General features: G+C 69.4%; 20 protein-coding genes, 2 tRNA genes and 1 riboswitch. Of the genes, 11 read left to right on the plus strand and 11 right to left on the minus strand.

Translation table 11 applies throughout. The annotated features are described in order from the left end of the window. Positions 1-52: 52 nt before the first annotated feature. The 5 genes from RIF23_RS12160 to RIF23_RS12180 form a co-directional block, all read right to left on the minus strand. On the minus strand, positions 53-1279 hold the full coding sequence (locus RIF23_RS12160; RefSeq protein ID WP_310912610.1) for a GTP-binding protein: 1227 nt from the start codon (positions 1277-1279) through the stop codon (positions 53-55). Positions 1280-1664: 385 nt separating this feature from the next. Continuing rightward, complete coding sequence (locus RIF23_RS12165) at positions 1665-2843, minus strand: saccharopine dehydrogenase family protein (protein WP_310912611.1); 1179 nt, start codon at positions 2841-2843, stop codon at positions 1665-1667. Positions 2844-3190: 347 nt separating this feature from the next. Continuing rightward, positions 3191-4300 carry an acyl-CoA dehydrogenase family protein gene (locus tag RIF23_RS12170; protein ID WP_310912612.1) on the minus strand — a complete coding sequence of 370 codons (1110 nt, stop codon included), beginning with the start codon at positions 4298-4300 and terminating at the stop codon, positions 3191-3193. Next, complete coding sequence (locus RIF23_RS12175; protein WP_310912613.1) at positions 4297-5490, minus strand: acyl-CoA dehydrogenase family protein; 1194 nt, start codon at positions 5488-5490, stop codon at positions 4297-4299. Before RIF23_RS12175 ends, RIF23_RS12170 begins: the two co-directional genes overlap by 4 nt. 157 nt (positions 5491-5647) lie before the next feature. Continuing rightward, positions 5648-7072, minus strand: a complete 1425-nt coding sequence (locus RIF23_RS12180; protein WP_310912614.1) for an APC family permease — start codon at positions 7070-7072, stop codon at positions 5648-5650. A 619-nt stretch (positions 7073-7691) separates the two neighbouring features. On the opposite strand from RIF23_RS12180, the gene RIF23_RS20820 reads away from it, so the two are divergent. Continuing rightward, positions 7692-7898, plus strand: coding sequence for a DUF559 domain-containing protein (locus tag RIF23_RS20820; RefSeq protein WP_407659464.1), 207 nt, complete (start codon positions 7692-7694; stop codon positions 7896-7898). 88 nt (positions 7899-7986) lie between these two features. On the opposite strand, the gene RIF23_RS12185 is transcribed toward RIF23_RS20820, so the two are convergent. Beyond that, positions 7987-8062, minus strand: a tRNA-Arg gene (locus RIF23_RS12185). 433 nt (positions 8063-8495) lie between these two features. Between RIF23_RS12185 and RIF23_RS12190 the strand changes: the two genes are divergently transcribed. Beyond that, entirely contained in the window at positions 8496-9470 is a 975-nt protein-coding gene (locus RIF23_RS12190; RefSeq protein ID WP_407659465.1) for a cobalamin biosynthesis protein, read from the plus strand. Then, complete coding sequence (locus RIF23_RS12195; RefSeq protein WP_310912616.1) at positions 9467-10978, plus strand: cobyric acid synthase; 1512 nt, start codon at positions 9467-9469, stop codon at positions 10976-10978. Before RIF23_RS12190 ends, RIF23_RS12195 begins: the two co-directional genes overlap by 4 nt. 105 nt (positions 10979-11083) lie before the next feature. On the opposite strand, the gene RIF23_RS12200 is transcribed toward RIF23_RS12195, so the two are convergent. After that, complete coding sequence (locus RIF23_RS12200) at positions 11084-11617, minus strand: hypothetical protein (RefSeq protein ID WP_310912617.1); 534 nt, start codon at positions 11615-11617, stop codon at positions 11084-11086. A gap of 150 nt (positions 11618-11767) precedes the next feature. On the opposite strand from RIF23_RS12200, the gene RIF23_RS12205 reads away from it, so the two are divergent. Continuing rightward, on the plus strand, positions 11768-12208 hold the full coding sequence (locus tag RIF23_RS12205; protein ID WP_310912618.1) for an NfeD family protein: 441 nt from the start codon (positions 11768-11770) through the stop codon (positions 12206-12208). A gap of 52 nt (positions 12209-12260) precedes the next feature. Next, complete coding sequence (locus tag RIF23_RS12210; protein WP_310912619.1) at positions 12261-13382, plus strand: SPFH domain-containing protein; 1122 nt, start codon at positions 12261-12263, stop codon at positions 13380-13382. A gap of 85 nt (positions 13383-13467) precedes the next feature. Here RIF23_RS12210 and RIF23_RS12215 read toward each other — a convergent pair whose 3' ends face one another. After that, positions 13468-14124: a hypothetical protein gene (locus RIF23_RS12215; protein WP_310912620.1), complete on the minus strand. Its 657-nt coding sequence runs from the start codon at positions 14122-14124 to the stop codon at positions 13468-13470. 236 nt (positions 14125-14360) lie between these two features. Further along, positions 14361-16382: a serine/threonine-protein kinase gene (locus RIF23_RS12220; protein WP_310912621.1), complete on the minus strand. Its 2022-nt coding sequence runs from the start codon at positions 16380-16382 to the stop codon at positions 14361-14363. Between the two features lie 208 nt (positions 16383-16590). Here RIF23_RS12220 and RIF23_RS12225 point away from each other — a divergent pair, with 208 nt between their 5' ends. Then, positions 16591-16896, plus strand: a complete 306-nt coding sequence (locus RIF23_RS12225) for a DUF6504 family protein (RefSeq protein ID WP_310912622.1) — start codon at positions 16591-16593, stop codon at positions 16894-16896. Positions 16897-16993: 97 nt separating this feature from the next. On the opposite strand, the gene RIF23_RS12230 is transcribed toward RIF23_RS12225, so the two are convergent. Next, complete coding sequence (locus RIF23_RS12230) at positions 16994-18427, minus strand: amidase (RefSeq protein WP_310912623.1); 1434 nt, start codon at positions 18425-18427, stop codon at positions 16994-16996. A gap of 202 nt (positions 18428-18629) precedes the next feature. On the opposite strand from RIF23_RS12230, the gene RIF23_RS12235 reads away from it, so the two are divergent. The 3 genes from RIF23_RS12235 to cobO all read left to right on the plus strand — a co-directional run bounded on the left by RIF23_RS12235 (position 18630) and on the right by cobO (position 21880). Next, positions 18630-18703: transfer RNA gene (locus tag RIF23_RS12235), tRNA-Met, on the plus strand. A 270-nt stretch (positions 18704-18973) separates the two neighbouring features. Next, a riboswitch (cobalamin riboswitch) is annotated at positions 18974-19146 on the plus strand. 37 nt (positions 19147-19183) lie between these two features. Then, entirely contained in the window at positions 19184-21226 is a 2043-nt protein-coding gene (locus RIF23_RS12240; protein WP_310912624.1) for a putative cobaltochelatase, read from the plus strand. Positions 21227-21277: 51 nt separating this feature from the next. Next, complete coding sequence (cobO, locus tag RIF23_RS12245) at positions 21278-21880, plus strand: cob(I)yrinic acid a,c-diamide adenosyltransferase (protein ID WP_310912625.1); 603 nt, start codon at positions 21278-21280, stop codon at positions 21878-21880. Between the two features lie 177 nt (positions 21881-22057). Here cobO and RIF23_RS12250 read toward each other — a convergent pair whose 3' ends face one another. Next, positions 22058-23473, minus strand: a complete 1416-nt coding sequence (locus RIF23_RS12250) for a cobyrinate a,c-diamide synthase (RefSeq protein ID WP_310912626.1) — start codon at positions 23471-23473, stop codon at positions 22058-22060. A 103-nt stretch (positions 23474-23576) separates the two neighbouring features. Between RIF23_RS12250 and RIF23_RS12255 the strand changes: the two genes are divergently transcribed. Together RIF23_RS12255 and cobC are read left to right on the plus strand one after the other, a co-directional pair. Continuing rightward, positions 23577-24077, plus strand: coding sequence for a cobalamin biosynthesis protein (locus RIF23_RS12255; RefSeq protein WP_310912627.1), 501 nt, complete (start codon positions 23577-23579; stop codon positions 24075-24077). After that, positions 24077-25165 (plus strand): Rv2231c family pyridoxal phosphate-dependent protein CobC, encoded by a 1089-nt coding sequence (gene cobC, locus RIF23_RS12260; protein ID WP_310912628.1) that lies wholly within the window; start codon positions 24077-24079, stop codon positions 25163-25165. Before RIF23_RS12255 ends, cobC begins: the two co-directional genes overlap by 1 nt. Positions 25166-25223 lie beyond the last annotated feature (58 nt).

Here is a 25223-nt window from a genome sequence, read left to right on the forward strand (position 1 = left end):
GCGGGCACGCAACGGGTATCGCACCTGCGTGTCAGCTCGGGGACTGGTGTGTTCAGTGCGTGTGCGCCGGGTGGCACGTCCAGTCGGGAAAGGGATCGGAGAGCTCGTCCCAGGCACCGGCGAACTCGGTGTCGGTGAGCAGGCACGCTTCCAGTGCCGTGTGGAGTTCGGGAGAGCGGAGGTCGGTGCCGATGAACACCAGCTCCTGTTTCGGTTGGACGGGCTCCGCGTCGGCGAGCTCGTGTTCGTCGAAGCCGAGTGCGGGACCGTCCGCGGGGTTCCACACCCCCGAGGGCTCGAACCGGGCCACGGTACCGGCCTGGGACCACAGGCCGGTGATCGCGGGGCGGGTGGCGAGCCAGAAGAAGCCTTTGGACCGCAGGACTGTGCCGAACTCTCCGCCGTCGATCCGGTCGGTGACCAGGCTCCACAGTCGTTCGGGGTGGAATGGGCGTTCGGCGCGGAACACCAGGCTGGAGATCCCGTACTCCTCGGTCTCGGGAATGTGGTCGCCGTTGAGTTCGGCGACCCAGCCCGGGGCCAGGGCGGCCCGGTCCAGGTCGAACAGGCCGGCGCCAACGATGCGGTTGGGGTCCAGGCGGCCGTGGTCGGTGTGCATGAGCTGCGCCGCGGGGTTCAGGCGGCGTAGCGCGGCCTCGACCCGGTTTCGTTCCGCTGGGGTCACCAGGTCGATCTTGTTCAGGACCAGCACATCGGCGAATTCCACCTGGTCGACCAGCAGGTCGCTGACCGTGCGCTCGTCCTCGGGGTAGGCGTCGAGTCCCCGGGAGGTGAGGTCGTCGCCGGCGTCGAGTTCGTGCAGGAAGTTCACTGCGTCGATGACGGACACCATGGTGTCGAGCACGGTGTGTTCGAGCAGGGAGTGTCCGTTCTCGTCAGCGAAGGCGAAGGTGGCGGCGACCGGCATCGGTTCGGAGATGCCGCTGGACTCGATCAGCAGGTAGTCGAACCGGCCGTCCCGGGCGAGTCGGTCGACCTCGGTCAGTAGGTCGTCGCGCAGGGTGCAGCAGATGCAGCCGTTGGTCATCTCGACGAGTCGTTCCTGGGTGCGGGACAGGGCACTGCCGTCGCGCACCAGGCCCGCGTCGATGTTGACCTCGCTCATGTCGTTGACGATGACGGCCACACGCAGGCCCTGTCGGTTGTTCAGGACGTGATTGAGCAGTGTGGTCTTGCCCGCGCCGAGAAAACCGGAGAGCACGGTGACGGGAAGTGCCGGCGCCTCGTCTGCCCGAAGGTGCTCCGTAGTGTCGGTCATACCTCACCCTGTTTGAAAATGAATATCATTTCTTTAGGGTGACTCTACCGGAGGAGCCACCGCACACCGAATCGGCCAACCAGCATGCTTGTCGAGCGCACACGAACCGGAACGAGGCCGACACCGCGTGCAGACGGGGCGGGCGGCCAGGACCGCGGCCGCATCGACAGTGCCCGGAGCACGGGGGCCGGAAACGCCGGGACCAACGGCCAGGACGGTCGTACCCACCAGGGAACACACGGGGGCACCCCGGTGCGGCGTGGGGGAGGCCACCGGCGGCGCGCCGATCGTCGCGAAACGGCCCCCGCCGACCCTCCCCGGCACACCTACCCCAGCACGCCCCGTGCTCGGTCGTGACTCCGGGCACTCCCCCGCGGTAGTCCCGTCAGTCCTCCAGGACGCCCAGCACCCGAAATTCCACCCCGGCGCGCGGCAGCCGCGCGATGAGCGCGTCGCCCATGGCGGTGGCCGTGGTCACCTGCCCCGAAGTCTCGGGTAGGGCGTCCTCGTGCAGGCACAGCGCGGCCTCAGCGAGCATGCCCGAGGTGGCGCCGTATCCGGGTTCACCACCCGAGACCAGGGCGCGCACCCGCCGCCCACCACCCGAGCCCACGACATGCACCGTGAACCACCCTTGCGCGAGCTGTTGGCGACTCGGCCCGTCGCCCGGAGCACGCAGGGACAGGAGGCGACGACGTATCGCGGGGACCTGGGCGGCCGCCATCACCCCCGCGGCACCCCCCGCGGCGGCCACCGCACTGGGGAGCCGCCGGAACGCCGCGTAGTGCCCGTAGCTGAAGTCGGGTCCATACCGTTCCAGCGCCGCCGCGGAGCGCGCCACCACCTGCGGGTCCAGGGTGGGCACCGGTAGCGTCCAGCCTCGGGCCAGGCGGGTGCGCGGGACCCCGCGGCGGTCGATCCGGACTCGTCGCCCCTGCGGCCGGCCTTCCACCGCCCGGCGTTCCCGTGCAGCGGTCGTCATAGCCGTGGCGTCGGCGAAAGCGCCCAGGGCCGAGCTCAGCGTGCCGCCCGACGCCGACCCGCGGGCACGAACGAAGCTTTCCACGTGCAGGGGCACCCCCTCGGGTAGCCGGTGCACGGTGAACAGCACCCCCAGGTCGTAGGGAATGGACTCGAAGCCGCAGGCGTGCACCAGCCGTGCCCCGGTGCGTTGTGCGGTGGCGTGGTGCCGCACGTACATACGGTCCACGAATGCCGGCTCGCCGCACAGGTCCAGGTAGTCGGTTCCCGCGGACGCGCACGCCGCCACCAGTGGTTCCCCGTACTGCGCGTAGGGCCCGACCGTCGTGGCGATGACCCGTGCCGAGGCGGCCAGGTCCTGGAGCGTGGTGGGATCATCCGCGTCGGCACGCAGCAGCGCGGGTTCCGGCCGGTCCGGTGCGACTTCGGCGAGTTGGCTCCGCAGGGCCGCCAGCTTCTCGGTGCTGCGCCCGGCAATGGCCCACCGCAGCTCGCGTGGGGCGTGGGTGGCCAGGTATTCGGCGGTCAATGATCCGGTGTACCCGGTTGCGCCGAACAGAACAAGGTCGTAGTCGCGTGGCATGGGTTCGTCTCGTTTTCGCTCGGCTTCGGCGTTATCGTTGGTGGCTCCACGATGCACCATCGACCCCGCCCGGCCCCGGGCGCATCCGCCGCACCGAGCCCGGACCACGGATACGATGCCGCGCTCGGCGGGGCAGCGTCAGGCATTGTCCAGATGAGGGGTGGTTCGGGTGTGCGCAGGTCACGGTGTGCGGCGGGTGTGCTGGGGACCTTCCTGGTGCTGGCTGGCTGTGGTGGATTCGATGAGCCCCAGCGCAGTGTTCCGATGCCCGAAGAGCCCGTGCCCCTGTCGACGGGCCACAACGTCACCCCGTCAGGACACACGCGCCCGGCCGCGATGGGGCCGACTCAGCTGCTGGTCGGCATCGGCAGATCCACCAGGTCACCGAGCCTGCGGCGGATCACCTGCGGGCTGCCCAGGGCGAGCTGGTCGGCCTGGGCGCGCTTCAGGTAAAGGTGTGCGGGATGTTCCCAGGTCATGCCGATCCCGCCGTGCAGCTGGACGCACTCCTCGGCCGCGGCGACCGCTGTCTCCGAGCAGTACGTGCTGGCCATCAGCGCTGCCACGTGCCGATCCGGATCCCGGTCGGCCTCGGTGCCCGCGGCGTAGCGCGCCGCAGTGCGGGCCGCCTCGATGCGGACGTACAGATCCGCGAGCCGGTGCTTGAGCGCCTGGAACCCGCCGACGGTGCGGCCGAACTGGATCCGCTCGCCCAGGTAGGCCACGGTCGCGTCCAAACACCACTGGGCCAGCCCCAGCTGTTCCGAAGCCAGCAGTGCCGTACCCAGCTCCAGGGCCTGGCTGAGGACCGTTTCCGTGCCGCCGTTCAGGATCCGACGCCCGGTGGCGCCGTTCAGGTCGAGGTCGGCGAGCTGACGGGTCATGTCCAGCGACACCACCGGGGTGACGGTCACCGAGTCCACATCGAGGGCATGCAGCGCCAGCTCGCCGCCACGACGGGCGGGAACCAGCAGCACGTCGGCCTCCAGGGCACCGGCCACCCCGCTGATCTGCCCGGTCAGAGCCCCGTCACCGGACTCCTGCACAGTGGGGGAGTACTCATGCGGGCTGGTGGCCAGCGGAACGGCCAGGGCTGCGGTCCGCTGCCCCTCGGCCAGCTGGCTCAGCAGCCCGTTCTCGACCGTGCCCAGCAGTACCCGGGTGGCGATAACCGCACTGGTCAGGAACGGAACCGGGGCGCACGCGCGCCCCAGCTCCTCCAGGACGACGGCGGCCTCGCGGGCGCTGGCTCCGGCACCGCCACGCTCCTCGGGTACCAGCAGTCCGGCCAGTCCCAGGTCGGCCGCCAGGGGGCGCCACAGTCGTGTGGCCAGCGCGCTGTCCCCGTCGTAGCAGTCGGCAACCCGCTCGGCGGGGCACTGGTCGCTGAGCAGGGCACGCACACTCTCCCGGAGCGCGGTCTCGACGTCGGTGTAGAGCAGATTGGCGTCAGTCACCGGGGGATGTCCTTCCAGGGCTGGTCCTTGTCGAAGCGGGGCTCGGGCTCCAGCCCCAGTACGCGTTCGGCGATGATGTTGCGCAGAATCTCGGACGTGCCGCCCTCGATGGAGTTGCCCTTGGCGCGCAGGTAGCGGTATCCGGCATCCCGCCCGGTCATGTCCACCAGGTCGGGGCGGGTCATGGTCCAGTCGCTGTAGCGCAGCCCCTCGCCCCCGAGAAGCTGAAGCTGCATCCCACTGATCTGTTGGGATAGCCGCGCGAAGGTGAGCTTCATGCCCGAGCCCTCCGGGCCGGGCTGGCCCGCCGCCAACTTCTGCCGCAATCTGGTCCCGGACAGGCGCGCCAGTTCGGACTCCACCCACAGTGACATCAGCTGGTCGTGATACTCCGGCCGGCGCACCTCCGGACGGTCCCGCCAGGTCTGCGCCGTAATTCCGATCATTCCGGACTCGCGCGGTGCGGCGTTGCCACCGATCGCCACCCGTTCGTTCATCAAGGTGGCGTTGGCGACCCGCCAGCCCTCGCCCTCGGCACCCAGCCGCTGCGTGTCCGGGATCCGAGCCTCGGACAGGAACACCTCGTTGAACTCGGCCTCCCCGGTGATCTGGCGCAGCGGCCGCACCTCGACGCCGGGGTCCTGCATATCGCAGATGAAGTAGCTCATCCCGCGGTGTTTCGGCACGTCCGGGTCGGTGCGCGCCAGCAGGATGCCCCACCGTGCCAGATGCGCCTGCGAGGTCCACACCTTCTGCCCGTTGACGATCCAGGTGTCCCCGTCGCGCACGGCGCGGGTGGCCACCGCGGCCAGGTCGGAGCCGGCGCCGGGCTCGCTGAACAGCTGGCACCACACCTCCTCCCCGGTCCACAGCGGCCGTAGGAAGCGGTGCTGCTGTTCCGCGGTGCCGTAGGCCAGAATCGTGGGGGCGGCCATACCCAGCCCGATCCCGATCCGGCGCGGATTGTTGTCCGGAGCCCCCGCGGCCGACAGCAGCTCGGTTACGTAACTCTGATGGGAGCGTGCGAGGCCCAGCCCTCCCAACCCTTCGGGGTAGTGCACCCAGGCGAGTCCCGCATCGAACTGGGCGCGGAGGAACTCGAGGCGGTCTGTGCTGCGGGGATCGTGCGTGTCGAGGAGCGCTGTGACCCGGGATTTCAGGTCGGCGCGCACGCTCTCCTCGGTGGTCATACTGGTCTCGCTTTCGCGTTGTGCAGGCCGCTGATACCGCAACGACGGTGAGTGGAGCCCTACCGACATCGCCGACCACGACAGCGAATGGGAACTGCGCATGGTCGGTGTCAGCTGAGGCGCCCCACACTCCCCGCGACACATGGCGGGGCAGACCCTAGCTCCGGGATGCGGCAGCCGCCCGGTTGAGCGCCTCCGCCGCGGAGCCCGCAGACGGGTCGTGGGTTTCGTAGGAATGGAGGTGACGCAGCCGTTCGTCCAGGTCGATCCCGCGGCCGAGCATCGCGCGACGCCGGAGAACATAGCCGATCGCGCCAGCCACGAGGACGGCGCAGACCGCCGCGAACACGCCTGGGGCACCGGCGAGCACCACCAACCACAGCAGGGCCGCGATCGTCGCACTGACGATGGCGGTGATCCGCAGCAGCGGCATCGGCAGCCGGTAGATCGAGGTGCGGTAGTGCTCCGGGTAGCGCTTCGGCAGGTTCCACAGGCCGAACGCGGTCATGATGTTGCCGTAGAGGATGATCATCCCGAGGAAGGTCGTCAGTAGGACGACATCCGGGGTGAAGAGCGCCCCCACCATCGGGGGGACGACCAGAACGATGACAGCGCGGTGCGGCACCTGGCTGACCGGGTGGATCCTGGCGATGCTGCTGGAGATCACGTCATCTCGTCCGGCCCGCATGAGGGTACGGGAATAGGAGATGACCAGAGCATTCACGGTGGTCAGTGCGCCCAGGATGGCCGCGGCGGCCACGGCTCCACCAATGGCGGTGGGCATGGCCTCGCCTGCGGCCTGCGCGATTCCTCCGCCACCATAGGCGGCAAGGTTGGTCCAGGAGTCGAGCCCAACAAAGACGCCGACGAGGCCGACGGAGAGCAGTACGGACACCGTCATCCCGAGCGCGAGCACCCGAGGGATGTTCCGGACCGGATTCTTGAGCTCCTCGCCGAGCTCCACAATCATCGAGTAGCCCTGGAACGGGATGTACAGCGAGATCATGGCGAGCAGCATGGGGCCGAGACCCTCCGGCAGGAACGGACTGTAGTTCCCGACGTCGATCTGGCCGCTGCCCGGAATGATGAAGGCCAGCGAGCCAAGGAAGATCCCGCACACCATGGCGATCTGAACGCCGGTGACCAGGCGCACTCCCAAGAGATTCAGGATGAGGAAGCCCAGGAGCACGCCGAAGGCCAGCGCGGGAGCGGGGAGGTCCACGAAGAAGCGCATGAACTCGGCGAAGCCAACAGCGGTGAACAGCAGGGTCGACCAGATGGCCCCGATGATCATGAACAGCGATATGTAGCCCCACAGTGGCTTCACCAGGCGCGAGGGGTAGACATACTGACCGCCGGCCACCGGCATGGCGCCACCAAGTTGGAGCAGCGCCAGGATCGAGAACACCATTGGGACCACGGTGAGGGCCAGGGCGAGCGCGATGCTCGGGCCCGCGGCACCGATCAGTTCGCCCGGTAGTACGAAGACACTGATTCCGACGACCGTGCCGGTCATCAGCACCATGCCGCCGAGGAGACCGATCTTGCGGTCTATCGGCTGGGCTCCTGTAGGGGCCGCCATACGGTTCCTCCTGAGCATTACAACGTCGGCACACACGACCGGCTGCTGTCGAGGTGTGCCGTGCCCCAGTGGTGAGCAGCGGAGACTCGACCGTGGTCTGACGTGATGTGAGTCTCAGCTACGTTCGCACACCGACCAGTCGGTATGTCAAGGATGGTGGGGCACGAACCAGTGATTCCTCGGATCCCCGTGCCCTCGCCGAAACACGCACTCCTGCCCAGTCACGCCCACTTCTGACCACTGGGAGTGGGCAGGAGTGCGTATGCAGGGGACGCGTGGTCGCATTACCTCCAACGGGCCGCCCCTGCCCTTGTGGATGGCGCCACCCGCCGGCCGGCCCCGCACGGCGACCTCACCGAGCACGTGGTCGCCGCCGACGCCCTGGCCCGCCGCTATGCCTTCACCCCTGACGCTCTGGCCGGCTTCGTTGCCCAGGCCCGCCTCGCCGGAATCCGGGGCGTGCGTCAGGTGGCCGCGGTGGCCGCGCAGTGCGAGCCGCTGGCCGAGTCCCCGGGCGAGTCGCGGATGCGCATGCGTATCGTGCGCGCCGGACTGCCCAGGCCCGAGGCCCAAGTGAAGGTCCACGACGAGTGGGGGGGAGTTCGTCGCGCGGCTGGATCTGGCCTATGCGGAGCTCAAGCTCGGCGTCGAGTACGACGGCCTGCTGCACCGCGACCGCTGGGCCATCGACCTCGCCCGCGCCAACCGTCTGCGCGAGCTGGGTTGGGAGCTGTTCACTTTCACCGCCGACGACCTGAAACCGGGAGTGGACACTATCCCCCGGCAGCTCGCCGCAGCGCTGGCACTCCGGGGGGCGCGACGTTGACCGGTGTAGCTCAGTCGCCGTGGGCAGCTTCGCGCACCTCATCGAGCGCGACTGCACTGACATAAGGGGCGAACGTTCTGGTCCGGAGTGGCGCACCCGGCAGGATTCGAACCTGCGGCCGGCAGATTAGAAGTCTGCTGCTCTATCCACTGAGCTACGGGTGCTGGTGGTCCTTGCGGTGGCATTCTAGAGGAATTCGGGGGATCTCGTGTTGCGTCATGTGATATTGGCTGGCAGTGAGTTGCGTTGTCCTGGTCCCGATCGGCCTGGAGTGGCGGTGTCATGACCGCGTCCGGTTCCGGCCAGTTGCGGGTGCCGCCCGGCGTGCGCACGGACGGGCGACACCCGGCTGATCTGATCCGGGTCACCATACCCAGAGCCCGCTGACGAGTACCAGCACGGTGACGAACGTGAGCATCATCCGGCCCACCCCTTTCCCCGGCGGTCATGCCGAGGCCCCTCCCCATATCTCTATGTATATGTTCAATGTCAATATGTAGTCAACGGTGGGCGGGGTCGTAACGGTTCGTACACCCTGGAGCTAAGGGGCCGGCGAGGGAACTACGCCGCGTACCGGTTACCGTAAGCTGCGTGGCAATCAGAACCGATCACCCGACCAGCGGCCCGGCCGTCGCCGGTGGCCTCCTTGCTGGTGTTGCGCTGGACCGGGTCCTGGGCGATCCTCGGCGTGGACATCCGGTGGCGGTCTTCGGCGCTGCGGCCACGCGCCTGGAGCAACGGCTGTACGCCCCCACCCGGCTTCGGGGCGCCGCGTATCTCGCGCTGTGCCTGGCCGCGGTCGTCGCGCCCGCCGTCGGTGCCCACCGCTGCCTACGCACCGTTCCGGGCGGCCACACGGCCGCCGTCGCCCTGGCCACCTGGGCCAGTGTCGGAGCTACCACGCTGGAGCGCGAAGCCGAGGGTATCGCTGCTGCGCTGGAGCGCGGAGACCTCGCCGACGCGCGCAACCGCCTGCCGCGGCTGTGCGGACGCGACCCCCGGGATCTGGACACCTCCGAGATCAGCCGCGCCACCGTGGAGTCGGTCGCCGAGAACACCTCGGATGCGGTCGTCGCCCCCCTGTTCTGGGGCGCCCTGCTCGGCCTTCCCGGCCTGCTCGGTCACCGCGTGATCAACACCTGTGACGCCATGGTCGGTCATCGCTGTGCGCGCTACACGAACTTCGGGTGGGCAGCCGCCCGCCTTGACGACCTCGCCAACTGGGTGCCCGCTCGGTTGACCGCGCTGGCCACGGTCGCCACCGCCAGGTTCGTTGGCGGTAGCCCCACGGACACCAGCCACGCCCGTGCGCGGTACGGTCGCCACCATCCCAGCCCGAACGCCGGCCAGTGCGAAGCCGCGTTCGCCGGTGCCCTGGGGGTGCGGCTCGGTGGAGCCAACCGGTATCAACACACGGTCGATCACCGGCCCGAACTCGGCTCCGGGCGCCGGCCGGAGCCCGCGGACATCCGGCGGGCGGTGCGCCTGGGTCGTGCCGTCACCGCTGTGAGTACGGTTGTGGCCGCCGCGGCGGCACTCGCGTTGAGCCGCCGCGCGGGAGGTCGTCCATGAGTGGGGCGCTGCTGGTGACCGGCACCACGTCTGATGCCGGCAAGAGCGTGGTGGCGGCCGGCCTGTGTCGCTGGCTGGCCCGTTCCGGCCTGCGGGTGGCCCCGTTCAAGGCCCAGAACATGTCGCTGAACTCCGTGGTTACCCCGGACGGGGGCGAGATCGGCCGGGCGCAGGCCATGCAGGCGGCGGCCTGCGGTATCGAGCCGAGCCCGGACATGAATCCCGTCCTACTCAAACCCGGAGGTGACCGCCGTAGCCAGGTTGTGGTTCGCGGCACGGCTGAGGGCGAGGCCGACGCGGTCACCTACCACGACCACAAGGAACGCCTCCGCGCGGTCGCCGCGCAGAGCCTCGCCGAGCTGCGCGCCCGCTACGATGTCGTGATCTGTGAGGGCGCGGGTAGCCCCGCAGAGATCAATCTGCGTTCCGGGGACATCGCCAACATGGGCCTGGCACGCTCCGCCCGGCTGCCCACGCTCCTGGTGGGGGACATCGACCGGGGCGGGGTCTTCGCCGGCCTACACGGGACCCTCGCCCTGTTGGAGCCGGCCGACCAGGAACTCGTGGCCGGGTTCGTGATCAACAAGTTCCGTGGTGCCGCCGAGCTGCTCGACCCCGGCCTGGGCATGCTGGAGCGGCTCACCGGCCGTCCCACCCTGGGAGTGTTGCCGTGGCTGGACGGGCTGTGGCTGGACGTTGAGGACTCGCTGGGGCTGGGGGCCGAACGCGGCCCCACCGGTACTCCCCGGGGGACGGATCCGCTGCGGGTCGCGGTGGTGCGCCTGCCCCGCATCAGCAACTTCACCGACATCGATGCCCTCACGGTCGAACCGGGGGTCGAGGTGCGGTTCGTCACCGAGCCCCACGAGCTCGCCGATGCCGACCTGGTGATTCTGCCCGGAACCCGTGCCACTGTCGCCGATCTGGACTGGGTGCGCCAACGTGGGCTGGATGTGGCCCTGCTCCGCAGGGCACAGCGGGGGCGCCCCGTGCTGGGGATCTGCGGGGGGCACCAGATGCTCGCCCACGAGATTCACGACAGCGTGGAGTCCCAGCGGGGTACGGTTCCTGGGCTCGGGCTGCTGCCCACCCGGGTGGTCTTCGCGCCCCAGAAGACCCTGGCCCGGCCTCGGGGGAGCGCTTTCGGGTATCCTGTGACCGGCTACGAGATCCACCACGGCACCGCCACCGTCAACTGGGACCAGGCGGCGCCCGACACGGTTCCGTTCCTGGATGGATGCCGGAGTGGCTCCGTGTTCGGTACCACCTGGCACGGGGCTTTGGAGAACAACGACTTCCGCCGGGCCCTGCTCGCCGACATCGCACAGCGCACCCGGCGCGACTTCGTGCCCGCCCCCGACACCGACTTCGCTGCCGAGCGCACCGCCCGCCTGGACGCACTCGGGGATCTGGTGGTCAACCACATGGACACCGAAGCCGTGTGGCGACTCATCACCGCCGGGCCCCCGGAACAGCTGCCCGTGGTTCCACCAGCCGGGGCGGGCTGATCCACCAAGAATAACGACGGGGTGTGGTCCCGTCGGGGCCTGCCCCGGATCCACCGGCCCCACAGCGCGAGTTCCTGCCGGAACCGCTCGGGGCTACGGCACCGTTCAGCTCATGGCCGCATGGCGCAGATAGTTCACCTGAGCGTGGACATGCTGGGCCTGTGGTACCGAATGAACCGGAACCGTCGTCGTGTGGTCGTGCTCCCCGGAACGCACGCGGACCTGGATGTGGCCGCGCACCACCGTCTCCCGGACGGCGAGCAACAGCAGGCTGAAGACGCACACGAAGAAGAACCCCACGATGCTGAGCACGATCGCCCAGGTGGGGATGGGACGCTCCACATGCGTCAGGTCGTGGACCGACCACACACTTCCCCGGAGCGGAAAGGTTCCTGCCGGGGTGATCACCTGCGTCGCTGTGACCGTGATGTCCCCGAGCACCGCGATCTGTGGTTCCAGCGCGGGCCCGGGTGCGCCCAGGGGCTGCCACCCGCCCACCTGCGGCGCGGGGACCTGCTCCGGGGGGCTTCCCTCCGCCGGGCCGCGGTGCGGAAACCCACCGGGGAACTGCTCCCCGGCCCAGGGCGAAACAGCGTGATGCGGATCGTCGTTGGGATCCGGCGGGCCGAGGTGACTCATGCCACCGATTGTTGCACCGCGGCGCCAACGGTGGACAGGTTGGGCGAGCGGTCGGAGAACGGTTTCGGAATGAGACGGTCCAAAAGTGTGCTGAAGGCCATATGAGGGGTAGGTTGGGGATACCCGCCAGTGGACGGGAGGCCGTTAGCTATGCCGGTGTGGATCCTGTGGTTGATCGCGGCCGCGGCCCTGGGTGTCGCGGAGGCAATGACCCTCACCCTGTCCCTGGGCCTGCTGGCCGCCGCCGCGCTGATCGCTGGGGTGGTCGGCGCACTGGGGATGCCTGTCGTGGTGCAGATCCTGGCCTTCGTGGTCAGTGCCGCGGCCGGCCTGTGGATTGTGCGTCCCATCGCCAAGCGCCATTTCCGGCAGCCGCCCGTGCTGCGCTCCGGCGCCGATGCGCTCGTTGGGCGGCAGGCAGTGGTGATTGAGGAAGTCAGTGCGCTGAACGGTCGGATCAAGCTGTCCGGCGAAGAGTGGTCGGCACGCACGCTCGACGAGAACCAGGTGATTCCGGAGGGGACGTTCGTCGACGTGATGGAGATTGAGGGCGCCACCGCGGTGGTCTATCCGCGTGAGCTGCTGCCATGAGTGGCTTCGGCAGCGTGCAGGCGCGGGTGGACCACGAGGGGAGGACTAAGCTGTGGAGATAGTGGCACTCGTCATCGCGATTGTCGTGGTGTTGGCGGTCGTGTCCACGGTGCGGATCGTTCCGCAGGCCCGCGCCTACAACATCGAGAGATTCGGACGATACCTGCGCACCCTGCATCCCGGACTGAATTTCATCGTGCCCGGGGTGGACCGGGTGAACACCAAATTCGACCTGAGGGAACAGGTCTTCTCCTCCCGCCCCCAGCCCGTGATCACCGAGGACAACCTCGTGGTCAACATCGACACGGTGCTCTACTACCAGATCACCGAACCGAAGGCAGCAGCCTACGAGGTGGCCAACTACCTCCAGGCCATCGACCAGCTGACCGTGACCACCCTGCGTAACGTCATCGGCAGTATGGACCTGGAACGCACCCTGACCTCCCGGGAGGAGATCAACAGCCGGCTGCGCGGTGTCCTCGACGATGCAACGGGCAAGTGGGGGATCCGCGTGAACCGCGTCGAGATCAAAGCGATCGATCCGCCACCCACCATCAAGGAGGCCATGGAGAAGCAGATGCGCGCCGAACGCGATAAGCGCGCTGTGATTCTCCACGCCGAGGGTGAGCGCCGTTCTCGCATCCTCACCGCTGAAGGTGCCAAACAGCAGGCGATCCTGGAGGCGCAGGGCGACCAGCAGGCGGCGATCCTCCGCGCCGACGGTGAGGCCAAGGCCGTGGAACGGGTGTTCCGTGCGGTCCACGCGAACAATGCCGACTCCAAGGTGCTGGCCTACAAGTATCTGGAGATGCTGCCCTCCCTCGCCAAGGGCGAGGGCAACACCTTCTGGGTCATCCCGGGAGAGCTGACCCAGGCGGTGCGCAATGTCAGCCAGGCCTTCACCGACCAGGTCGGTCAGGTGGCGTCCGGGGAGTCCACCAGTTCTGGAGGCGAGGACAGTGGTACGGATTCCGGAGAGTCCGGCGAGTCCACACCCCCGGAACTGACCACGGGTGAGGAGTGGAGCCTCGACCCCTCCCGGCTGAGTGAGGCCGCAGACGCCGCGGCGGAAGCGGCGGAGGCGGCCGTGGCTGACGCCAAGGCTGAGGCCCATGCCGCCGCACAGGGGCGGCCCGACGAGCAGCTCCCACCGCCCCGCGAGGAGAGCAACTGAGTGTGCCCCGTCCCGGTCCCGGCCACACCGGCCGGGGCCGGGACGGAACATGGCGTAGGTCAGCCGTGGGGTGGGTGCGTGCCGGTCACAGTTCGAGCAGCGGCTGGACGGTCTCGTCGAGAACCTCGCCGAACTCCTCGTTCCCGGACTGGATACGGGCCTGGTCGAGGGACTCCTCCGGAGCGTATGGCCGTACCGAGGTCAGTAGGAAGTGGACGTCGTTCATCTCACCGACGGCGAACCGGGCCGTGAGCCGGACCTGACTCGCCATGCCCGTACCTTCGGTGGTCGTGCTGAAGGCACCGTCAACGCCCGGGGCGTCCGGGTGGAAGTAGTCGAGCGACATGTGGAACACGCTGTCGGTATCCGTGTCCTCAACCGTCATGTCGGAGCAGTGTGCGAGCAGCTCCTCGTCCACGCCCGCGAGTTCGTCCTCGACCTCCGACTCCGGCGGAACATCGGTGAACACCACGAAGGTGTAGATGGGGTTGAGGTCCTCGGGCTCCGCGAGCTGCGCGGCCATCTCCATCTCGTCGAGTACGGACAGATCCGGCTCGTGGTCCGTCAGGGGAGCGCATTCGGGGGGATCGACGTTGGTGAACTCCGCCGATTCGGGGTTCTGGACGTTCGGCAGGTCCTCGCGGGAGACGTCGTAGCCGTCGGGATACGCCGAATCCGGGGGGAGAAGATCGTCAGGGTCGACCGCGGGTGCTTCGTCGGGCGTCTCCGTATCATCGGACACGTCCGCGCCGTCTGCTTCTCCGGGGGGAGACCCCGACCCCGTCGTGTCACTCGCACACGCGGTGACGGCGGCCAGGGCCAGCACACCGGAAGCAATCATGACTGGGTAAGGGGTGCGATGAGGCATCCCCGTATGATTTCAAATCAGCACACATCGAGCTCATTCGGGTGTGTCCGGACCGGACCACCGGGCCAGTCCGGCTGTGGGCAACATGCGTCTCGGCCCGCGGCTATGCCCTAGGCATCGTCCAGCTCGTGTAGCTCGAAGTCGGTGAAGTACACGATGACGTCGTCGCCGCTGCCCGCGGTACGCCACACCGACAGTGCAGTTTCCCGGCCGTCCTCCGCATCCACCGGTAGCAGGGTGTCCTCGTCGTCCTGCCCCTCCAACACGAAGGTGTCGTTGACCCACAGCCGGAGGGTCATCGTGTCCCGTTCCGGATCAAGTTCACAGGACAGGGTCAGTGTGTTCACCACCTCGTCGTCGGTCCCGGCGGTGTCGGGGTCCGGGCTCTCGTAGCCGGACACACTGTCGGTGGAGGCCAGTTGTCCGCTGGACACCTGGACCCCCGACTCCAGGAACTCGTCCTCGCCGACGTGGCGACGTAGCTCCGCGCCGCCCCCGTCGATGTCGACCACGGCCTCGTAGTAGGTGTTGTCCACCACATCGTCCTGTCGGAAACAACGCACTCCATACTGGCCGTGCCCGGGGCCGCTGTGGACAACCGTGTCCACCGACACCAGCATCCGGTCCGGATGCGGGTCGTCGTAGGGCGCGTACTCCCCGGAGCTCTCCCGCTCCTCGTGGGCCCGCAGCACGAAGTGTCCATCGTCATAGCCACGGGTCTCGTCGAGTGTGAATGCCGAACCGCCGTCCCAGGCTCCGTCGGCGTCCGGGTTGCTGAAGTTCTCCGTGTACAGCAGACGCCCGTCCGGGGGGCCGGGTGGGCGGGTCACCACGACGATCGTCACGGCGAGGACCAGCAGAGCAAGGACGCCACCACCGGCGAGGAGGAGCGCACGCTGCGAGGAACGGGGCTGTCGCCCTCCGGTGGGGGCAGCCCCGGCCACAGCACCGGGTGGGGGGCCGCCCGGTGGGCCGTTCGGGGTGCCGGGGGAGGCGGGCGGGTACGGGCCCGCCGGGGGGACGTGTCCCGGATATCCGGCGTGGGGGCCTGCTGCGTGCGCCTGGGGCGGCATCGGGGGCTGGGGGCCGGAGGGGGCTCCGGGCGGTGGCCCCGCATGGGGATCCCCCGTCGGGGGAGAGGTGGGGAGCGCTCCGGGGGTGCCCGCCGCGTCGTACGGACGGGTTGCGGGGTGTGCCGCCTCGCCGTCCGGCTCCGGTGATTCCGATGGCGTCGCCACCTCGCCGGTGACTACCGCTGGTGGGGACCAGCTGGTGCTGACCGTGCGGTCGATCTCGGCGCTGCTCGGCTCCTCGTGCCCGACGAGCTGGTTGAGGATCTGCTGGGCTCCGGGACGTTGCTGCGGGTCCTTGGCCAGGGCCTGGGTGACCAGGCCGGCGAGGCGTGCGTCGAGCCCGTCGAGATCCGGATCCTGGGTCGTGATCTGGTGCAGCACCGCGGGGATCGACGGGGCCTCGAACGGAGCGCGTCCGGTTCCCGCGTAGGCGACCAGGCATCCCCAGGAGAAGATGTCCGAGGCCGGGGTCACGGGGTGTCCCTCGATCAGTTCCGGGGCGAGGTAGGCGGGGGTGCCCATCAGCTGGCTCGAGCGGGTGGCACCGCCACCATCGTCGAGGGCACGCGCGATTCCGAAGTCGATGACCTTCGGCCCCACCGTGGACAGCAACACGTTGGCGGGCTTGAGATCGCGGTGGACGACGCCGGCCCCGTGAATGGCGGCCAGGGCCGCGCCGACCCCCACAGCCAGGCTTTCCAGGGTGCCCCCGGCCATCGGCCCCTCGGCCTGGATCGCTTCGGCGAGGTTCGGCCCGGAAACGTACTCCGAGACGATATACAGCGGGTCCCCGTCGAGTTGGGCGTCGAGCACGGCCGCCGTGGAGAAACGGGCGACGCTGCGTGCCGCCGATACCTCGCGGGCGAACCGGCGTCGGAAGTCCGGGTCGTCACTGAGGTCTGGATGGATCAGTTTGATCGCGACACTGCGTCCCTGCGGGGACTCGGCGAGGTATACCGTCCCCATGCCGCCGCGGCCGAGCCGGCCGATGACGGTGTAGTGGCCGAGCTCCTGGGGGTCGCCGGCGCGAAGCGGTTTGGCGTGCTCGCTCCCGGTCACTGTGGTCGGTCCTTTACGCGGTCGCTGGATTGACTGCCGCCTAGCGTAGACCGCAACGGTCCCCGGTGCGGACCCGGGCTGGAAAGCCCACGGTACACAGTGGTTTCCCCATACCAGGATCTGGGCTATAGTTCGTACGCATGTTCGATCTTTCTTCCCCGGGGTCGGGCCGAGAAGCCATCCGTTCGTCGTGGGTGCTGGGGGAAGTATGGGAACGCTGTTCGCCGCTCGGGTCGAGGTCTGGACCTGCTCCGGGCGCCCGGTGCGGTTTCTGTGGCGCGGGCGGCTGTACGTGGTGCGGCGGATTGTGGAGCACTGGGTGACCCTCCCGGCCGTCTGGGACTCGACGGAGCCCGAGCAGCCCGCCGCCACCCAGAGTCCACACCGGGACACAGCTCTGCGTCGTCGTGAGTACTGGCGGGTGCATGCCGGAACGGGGCCTGCCCCTGGCGCCTACGAGCTGCGGTACGACTCGCATACTCAGGAGTGGCTGCTCACCCGGGTCTGGGACTGATCTTGGACGTCACGGAGCAGGGAGGCGGCAGAATTCCCGCGCGCTAGGGCACGGGATCCACGTCCGGAGGAAGCTCCCAGCCGGAGGCGTGCGGCCGCTACCCCACGACTGGACGGCGGGCCCCTGCCGCGGTGCCCCGCTCGAATGCCCGTCCCACCTCCAGTAGGCGGCGTTCCGCCAGATGCGGCCCCACGATCTGGAGTCCGACCGGCAGGCCTTCGGGTGTGAACCCCGCCGGCACCGAGAGGGCTGGGCATCCCGTGATCGAGATCAGGTAGCACGAACGCATCCAGTCCAGATAGGTCGCCTGGGCCACCCCGTCGATCTCCGTGGGGTACTCCTGCTCCACGGGGAACGGAACCACCTGACTCACCGGAAGCACCAGGACGTCGTAGGTCATGAAGAACTCCCGCATCCGGTGGTACAGCTCGGTGTGTCGGCGTTCCGCCGCCGCCACATCCGCCCCGTCCAGGGTGCGGCCCTGTCGGATGTTCCACGCCAGGCTCGGCTTGAGCTGATCTGGGGCCGCGTCCAACAGCGGCCCCAGATTGCTCGCCATAGTCCAGGCCCGCAGGGTGCGAAACGCCTCGTCGGCGCCGGAGAGGTCCGGCGTGGCCTCCACAACCGTGCAGCCCAGTTCGTCGAAGACGCCGAGCTGCTGACGTAGCACCGCCAGCACCGCCGGGTCCGTGGGGAACTCCCCACCCAGATCGGGGCTCCACGCCACCCGGAGCCCCGCCACATCCGCCTCCGGCGGAGCGGCGAACCGATCCGGGGACTCCGGGACCGCGATCGGACTTCGCGCGTCCGGGCCGGCGAGAACGGACAGCAGCAGGCCCACATCGTCCACACTCCGAGCCATCGGTCCCTGCACACTCAGAGTCGACCAGCCCAACGGCGCCGGCCAGGACGGGACCCGCCCGGGGCTCGGGCGCAGACCCACCACGTTCGTGAACGAGGCCGGATTCCGCAGCGAGCCCCCCATGTCCGAACCCTCGGCCAAAGGGTGCAAGCCAGCGGCCAGAGCCGCCGCCGCGCCCCCACTACTGCCCCCGGCCGAGCGGGAGACGTCGTAGGGGTTGCGGGTGGTCCCAAACACCGGGTTGAAGGTGTGCGAGCCCGCCGCGAATTCCGGAACGTTCGACTTGCCGACCGTGATCGCCCCCGCGGCGCGGATCCGTTCCACGACCAGCTCGTCCCGGTCCGGAACGTGGTCGGCAAATAGGGGAGAGCCCGAGGTGGTGCGCACTCCCGCGGTGGCATGCGTGTCCTTGTGGGCGATCGGTAGCCCGTGCAGCGGCCCTACGGCCGCACCGGCCGCCCACCGCTCGTCCGCAGCGTGGGCCTCCGTCAGGGCACGTTCCGCACACAGTGACACCACCGCATTGATCTTCGGGTTGACCCGCTCGATCCGGTCCAGGTGGGCCCGGACCACCTCCCGCGCCGACACCGCACCCGCGTGCAGCAACCCGGCCAACTCTCTGGCCGAGTGGAAGACCAGCCCCGTCGTCTCCTCGCCCGTGTCACTCATCCAGCCCCTCCACCACGACGCGTTGTTTCAGGTGCTGCGCATCCTAGAACGCACCTCCACCGGTCGCCCCCGGCAGGAATCGCCGGAAACCAGCGGCCCCAACTGGCGGCTCCACGCTGTGCGATGCCACACACCCGGCCCCTGTGCGGCCACGCCGAGTTGCATACCCCCGCCACAACCCCTAACGTTGAAAACGCATCGACGCGGGGTGGAGCAGTTCGGTAGCTCGTTGGGCTCATAACCCAAAGGTCGCAGGTTCAAATCCTGCCCCCGCTACGGATCAAGGGCTGGCGTGGACGGACGTTGAACGTCCCTTCACGCCAGCCCTTTGCGTGTGTGCGCAGGGCACCGCAGGCCGAACGTGTCCTGGGGCCATTCCGTGCGCAGCCTGTCCGCGCTGGCGCCGAGAACCAGGGTCCGGTGGGCCGGGTTCCGGGCTGCCCCCGTACAGCACCACACCACGTGCTCTGCATCGCCCCGAGCTCAGAGTTTCGCGTCGCCGGGCTCGGTAGGGGCCCGGCCCCCGCCGGATGGGGGCGCGGCGGGTGTGCGATCCTGGACGACGGTGTCAGCAGCAGGAACCCGGTGTGAGTCCGGGACGGTCCCGCCACTGTGACCAGGAAGCGGCCCCCATACAGCCACTGCCGCATCGCCGGTGGGAAGGCGGCGGGCAGCGAAGATCTGGAAGTCAGGAGACTGGGCGACACCCGAGAACCAAACCTGTGGGCGAGGATTCCCAAGGAAGGATGGAGCTGCGTGAGCGCCACCGCTCGCTACCCGTTCAGCGCGGTCGTCGGGATGGACGACCTCAAGCTGGCCCTGCTGATCAATGCCGTATCGCCCGGAGTGGGCGGCGTGCTCGTGCGTGGGGAGAAGGGCACCGCCAAGTCCACCATCGTGCGGGCACTTGCCGCACTGCTACCGGACCTGGATGTTGTGGCCGGATGCCGCTTCTCCTGCGATCCGCGTCAGCCCGATCCCGACTGTCCCGACGGGCCGCACACCGTCGACGCCGAAACAACACACAGCCGCCCGGCCCGCCTGGTCGAACTGCCGGTCGGGGCCAGCGAGGACCGGCTGGCCGGCTCCCTGGACATCGAGCGGGCCCTGACTTCCGGAGTCAAAGCTTTCGAACCCGGCCTGCTCGCCGAGGCCCACCGCGGCGCCCTGTACGTGGACGAGGTTAACCTCCTGCACGACCATCTGGTGGATCTGCTGCTGGACGCCGCCGCGATGGGAGTTTCCCACGTCGAACGGGAAGGAGTCTCGGTCTCCCACGCCGCACGGTTCCTGCTCGTTGGAACGATGAACCCGGAGGAGGGGGAACTACGGCCGCAGCTCCTCGACCGCTTCGGGCTCACTGTCGAGGCGACCGCAACCCGGGAGCCTGCCGAGCGGGCCGAGGTGGTGCGCCGTCGGCTGGCATTCGAGGAGAACCCGTCCGCCTTCGCCGCCCAGTACGCCGAGGCTGACGCCGAGCTCGCCACCAGTATCCGCGACGCCCAGCAGCGGCTGGGCCAGGTCCAGCTCACGGACACGGCCCTGGAACAGGTCACCGCGGTCTGCGCGGCCTTCGACGTGGACGGTCTCCGCGCCGACCTGGTCACCGCCCGCGCGGCCACCGCGCTCGCTGCCTGGCGGGCCCACCCCGAGGTCACCACCGACGACGTTCGGGACGCCGCACGTCTTGCTCTGCCACACCGGCGTCGTCGTGACCCGTTCGACGCCCCGGACCTGGACGAGGACCGGCTCCAGGAGGCCCTGGACCAGGCGGGTGATGCGGACCCAAAAGACACTGAGGGGGCACAGCCCCCGTCGCCGGGAGACACCTCGCAGCAGCAGCGGGATGCCGGGGAGACCGAGCAGCCTCCCGACTCCGGAACGGCTCAGAGCCCGGCGGATTCTGCGTCCGGCTCCGGAACCGGGGCAGAGGGGCAGGATGACGGCTCCCAGAAGCAGCCCCAGGGCGCTCGGGAACCCGAGGATCCGGAGGGAACCTATCGGCCCCCCGTCTTTCGGGTGGACGGAATGGGATCCGGTACGCCCGGTCGCCGATCCCGTGCGGAGACTCCACAGGGGCGCATCTCCGGATCCCGGGTCCCGCGTGGTCGTGTGACCTCACCGCACCTGACGGCCACCCTGCGGGCCGCCGCCCCCCACCAGCAGCAGCGGGGGCGTGTCGGTGGCGGGTTGGTGCTCCGCAGCAGCGACCTGCGTGAGGCGGTCCGGGAGGGACGGGAGGGCAACCTCGTTCTGTTCTGTGTGGACGCGAGTGGATCCATGGCCGCCCGCCGTCGGATGCGCGCCGTGAAGGGGGCGGTCCTGAGTCTCCTGATGGACGCCTACCAGCGCAGGGACAAGGTCGGCCTCGTCACGTTCCGCGGCGCGGGCGCTGAGCTCGCACTCCCCCCGACATCCTCGGTGGAGGCGGGGGCTCGGCGTCTGCGCGACCTCCGCACCGGGGGGCGTACCCCGCTGGGCGCGGGACTGCGTACCGCCGCGGAGACGGTACGCAACGAGCGGCTGCGTGATCCCCGACGTCGCCCCCTACTGATCCTGGTCACCGACGGCCGGTCCACCCATGGTGGTTTCGACGAGGCCCTGCGGATGTGTGGCTGGTTGCGCTCCGCGGACGTGGAGTCGGTGGTGGTGGACTGCGAGGCGGGGCCGGTACGCCTGGGAAACGCCGGCAGACTCGCGACCGCCCTCGCCGGGAACCGGACCGACCTCAACGACCTGGCCAGTAGTGAGCTGAGCGGAATCGTTCGCCAGTACACCCAGCCGAACCAGGCAGCCTGACCCCTGTCCACCGAAATGACGTCCCCTTGCTGAAGGAGCTGATCGAACGCCATGCCACAGGGCCAGCCCGACTACGTCCCCGACGACGGACTCACCACACGTCAGCGCCGGCACCGTCCGCTGGTCATGGTGCACACGGGCCCCGGGAAAGGGAAATCCACGGCGGCGTTCGGGCTCGCGACGCGAGCCTGGGCCCAGGGGTGGTCGATCGGCGTGTTCCAGTTCGTCAAGTCCGCGAAGTGGCGCATCGGGGAGGAACGTGCCCTGCGCACCCTCGCCGAATCGGGCGAGGGTGGCACTGTCAGCTGGAACAAGATGGGGGAGGGGTGGTCCTGGATCCGGCATCGACGCGCAACCGAGGACCATGCCGCCGACGCGGCCGAGGGCTGGGAACAGATCAAGCGGGACCTGGCCGCCGAAACCCATCGGCTCTATGTCCTGGACGAGTTCACCTATCCCATGAAATGGGGATGGGTGGATGTGGAGGATGTGGTTGCCACCCTTGCGCAGCGGCCCGGGACGCAACACGTCGTGATCACTGGCCGGGATGCCGACCCCAGACTGGTGGACGCCGCGGATCTGGTCACCGAGATGTCCAAGGTGAGGCATCCCATGGACGTGGGGCAGAAGGGGCAGCGGGGGATCGAGTGGTGAGTCCGTCCCGGCCCCGACGCCGGTCCCGTTGGGCTGCGCGAACGTAGACCCGACGAGCAGAGTCCGCGACGGCCTGCCGATTCGTCGACGCCCGCATCGGCTTTCCGGGCCCCATGGCCGGGCGGGCGGCCCCAGTTCCAGCCCCGGGGTGGCGTGCGGACAATGCACCCGGCGCTGCTATGCCGCCCGCCCCATGTAGTGCTGGGCTGTCGCGGCCAGGAACCGGCGGGCCAGTTCCGGGGCACCGGCCCAGTGCACATGCAGGTAGGAGGCGTGCAGGCGCGCGTTGGCGAAGCCTTCGGGGCCGTCGCTGTTCCACTGCCAGGCTGCCCCCAGCCGCCCATTGGCTCCCCGGTCCGGGCCGGAGGGCGGGGTGGTGGCCGTGCGGTGGAACTCGTGACCGTGTACGCGGGTGCCGGCTGGCCCCAGCACGGAGTCCCGCACGGCCACCGCGGACCGGTAGCCGAGGGTGAGGCGTGGGGTCATCTCTGCACGGGCCGGCAGCACTCCCGCCATGGGGAGACCATCCAGACTTCGGCACAGGTACAGCAGTCCGGCGCATTCGGCGACGACCGGTGCACCCCGTTCGGTGAGTTTGGCCACCGCCTCGCGCAGTGGCTGGTTCGCGGACAGGTCGCTGGCATGCTCCTCGGGGAACCCACCGCCGATGATCAGCGCGGCGGTCTCACCGGGGAGCCGCGGGGCCTGGAGTGGATCCACGGGGACCACCTCGGCGCCACCAGCCTCGAGCAGTTCCACCTGCTCGCGGTAGGAGAAAGTGAACGCCGCCCCGCCTGCCATGGCGATTCGAACCCGCGGGTGGGTCTGGGGCAACGCCAGCTCCGTTTCGGGGTTCCAGGGCTCGCAGGACAGTGGTTCCGCCGTGCGGGCGATGTCGTGGATCTGCGCCAGGTCGCAGGCTGCGTCGACGGTGGCACCCAGTGCGGCCACCGCGGCCCCGGCCTCGGTTCCGCGCTCCGTCGCCGGAATCAGGCCCAGGTGCCGGGAGGGTGTGCTCACCTCTGCGTTGCGGCGCAGGACACCCAGCACGGGAAGTCCGGTTTCCGCCACGGCGGCGCGGAGCAGCTCTTCGTGCCGCTGCGAACCGACCTGATTGAGGATGATTCCGGCAATACGAACCCTCGGGTCGAAACTGCGGAAGCCGTGGATGAGCGCGGCGATCGAGCGGCTGCTACGCGCCGCGTCCACGACGAGAATCACGGGCGCACCCACGAGTGTGGCCACATGCGCCGTAGAGGCGAAGTCACCGGGGCCGTCGAACGGGACATCGGGCTGGGCAGCCCCGTCGAACAATCCCATCACGCCCTCGATCACGGCGACGTCGGCGCCGTGCGCGCCGTGCCGGAACAGGGGAGCCACCCGTTCGGGACCGCACAACACCGGATCCAGGTTGCGGGGGTGGCGCCCGGTGGCCAAGGCGTGGTACCCGGGGTCGATGTAGTCGGGTCCAACCTTGTGCCCGGACACACGGTGTCCACGCGCAGCCAGGGCCGCCATCAGGCCGGTGGCGACCGTGGTCTTGCCGCTCCCAGAGTGGGGGGCGGCGATCACCACCCGAGGTACCTGCGTCATACGCCTTTCGCTCCGGCCGGTAGAAAACCAGGAGAATCCGGCCGTGCAGCTCGGATTCGGACACCAGGTTACGTCGCATCGGTCCATCCCGTGTAATGGAGGGATGAGCACTTCACCGGCCTGGCGCTGGCCGCTGGCCGTCGGCGTGGGGGCGCGTCGTGGCCAGGATTCCACGGTTGTGCCCCGAGCTGTCGATGCCGTGCTCCGGGCGGCTGGCATCGACCCTGCCCGCGTCCATGTGCTGGCGACCAGTGCGGCCAGAGCGTCGGATTCGGGGATGCGCACAGCCGCGGCAACGTGGCGCTGGCCACTGGTTTCCTACTCGGCAGAGCGTCTGTCCGGGGTCGCGGTGCCCTCGCCGAGTTCGACGGTGCATCGGGCGGTGGGAACCTCCAGTGTGGCCGAAGCCGCCGCGTTGCTGGCGGTGGCCGAGGTTGCGGAGCAGGCGGGCCGGGTGCGGGACAGGCCTGGTCTCATCGTGCCGAAGACGGTGCCCCGTCCGGCAGCGGATGGGGTCACCGTGGCTGTTGCCGGGATCGCCACGTATCCTGCGGGAGAACTATCGGGTGATGTATACGGACGTATGCCGGAAAGTGGGTGGTGATGGCCGAGGAGGCGACGGACTTCGGGTCGCACGCCACCAGCGGCCAGGATGTCGACCTGTGGCACCACGGGGATGCGGAGGTCGCTCCGGGGCTCGTGGACTTCGCGGTGAACGTGCGTGCGGGGGCGCCACCGCCCTGGCTTGCGGACCGCATCGCGGGAGCGCTCACTGACCTGGCCGCCTATCCCGACCCCCAGCCTGCGCGTGCTGCGGTGGCGTCTCGGCACGGCCGAGGGGAGGCGGAGGTCCTCCTGACCGCGGGCGCCGCGGAGGCCTTCACCCTGCTGGCTCGGGTCCTGCGCCCCCGCCGGGCCGTGGTCGTGCATCCCCAGTTCACCGAACCGGAGGCGGCACTGCGTGCCGCGGGGCACTCCGTGGAACGCGTGGTGCTGGCGCCGGATTTCCGTCTGGACCCGGGCGCGGTGCCCCAGGACGCGGATCTGGTCGTTGTTGGGAATCCCACCAATCCGACATCGGTCCTGCACCCCGCCACGGTCCTGACCGAGCTGGCCCGTCCCGGCCGCACCCTCGTCGTGGACGAAGCCTTTGCCGACTGTGTCGAGGGTGAGCCTGAGTCCCTGGCCGCGCGGTCGGATCTGGACGGGCTGGTGGTGGTCCGGAGCCTGACCAAGACCTGGGGACTAGCCGGTCTGCGGGTGGGGTACCTGCTCGCCGAGCCCGCCCTGGTGGCCCGACTGGCCCAGGCGCAGCCACCGTGGGCGGTGTCCACCCCTGCCCTGGCTGCGGCCGAAGAGTGTTCCGGGGAACACGCGCTTGCCGAGACCGCGGCTTGGGCCCGTGCCCTGGCCCGGGAACGGCGGCGCTTCGCCGCCGAGCTGGACACGATCGGGATGCGGGTAACTCCCGAGGCGGCCGGATCCTTCCTCCTGGTGCAGCTGCCTCCCGGTCCGGAACGTGGGCGGTGCCGGGAGACGGGAGCGAAGGTGCGTCAGGCCCTGCGCGAGCGCGGGATCGCGGTGCGTCGCTGCGATACCTTTCCCGGCCTCGGCGCGGACTGGTTCCGGATTGCGGTCCGGGATCGCGACACCAACGCCATGCTGACCCGGGCCCTCTCCGAGGTGCTCTGAGCGGGAATGGGATAATGGGTCGGTTTGGTGCCGAATGTGTGCCGGTGACGGCGCCTGG

The sequence above is a fragment of the Lipingzhangella rawalii genome (genome assembly GCF_031628175.1).
Classification (GTDB): Bacteria; Actinomycetota; Actinomycetes; order Streptosporangiales; family Streptosporangiaceae; genus Lipingzhangella_A; species Lipingzhangella_A rawalii.

Excerpts from the sequence above, each read along its gene's own strand:
- RIF23_RS12160 (WP_310912610.1), bottom strand. The coding sequence starts at position 1,279 with ATGACCGACACTACGGAGCACCTTCGGGCAGACGAGGCGCCGGCACTT.
- RIF23_RS12165 (WP_310912611.1), bottom strand. The coding sequence starts at position 2,843 with ATGCCACGCGACTACGACCTTGTTCTGTTCGGCGCAACCGGGTACACC.
- RIF23_RS12175 (WP_310912613.1), bottom strand. The coding sequence starts at position 5,490 with ATGACCACCGAGGAGAGCGTGCGCGCCGACCTGAAATCCCGGGTCACA.
- RIF23_RS12180 (WP_310912614.1), bottom strand. The coding sequence starts at position 7,072 with ATGGCGGCCCCTACAGGAGCCCAGCCGATAGACCGCAAGATCGGTCTC.
- RIF23_RS12195 (WP_310912616.1), top strand. The coding sequence starts at position 9,467 with ATGAGTGGGGCGCTGCTGGTGACCGGCACCACGTCTGATGCCGGCAAG.
- RIF23_RS12200 (WP_310912617.1), bottom strand. The coding sequence starts at position 11,617 with ATGAGTCACCTCGGCCCGCCGGATCCCAACGACGATCCGCATCACGCT.
- RIF23_RS12205 (WP_310912618.1), top strand. The coding sequence starts at position 11,768 with ATGCCGGTGTGGATCCTGTGGTTGATCGCGGCCGCGGCCCTGGGTGTC.
- RIF23_RS12225 (WP_310912622.1), top strand. The coding sequence starts at position 16,591 with ATGGGAACGCTGTTCGCCGCTCGGGTCGAGGTCTGGACCTGCTCCGGG.
- RIF23_RS12230 (WP_310912623.1), bottom strand. The coding sequence starts at position 18,427 with ATGAGTGACACGGGCGAGGAGACGACGGGGCTGGTCTTCCACTCGGCC.
- cobO (WP_310912625.1), top strand. The coding sequence starts at position 21,278 with ATGCCACAGGGCCAGCCCGACTACGTCCCCGACGACGGACTCACCACA.
- RIF23_RS12250 (WP_310912626.1), bottom strand. The coding sequence starts at position 23,473 with ATGACGCAGGTACCTCGGGTGGTGATCGCCGCCCCCCACTCTGGGAGC.
- RIF23_RS12255 (WP_310912627.1), top strand. The coding sequence starts at position 23,577 with ATGAGCACTTCACCGGCCTGGCGCTGGCCGCTGGCCGTCGGCGTGGGG.
- cobC (WP_310912628.1), top strand. The coding sequence starts at position 24,077 with ATGGCCGAGGAGGCGACGGACTTCGGGTCGCACGCCACCAGCGGCCAG.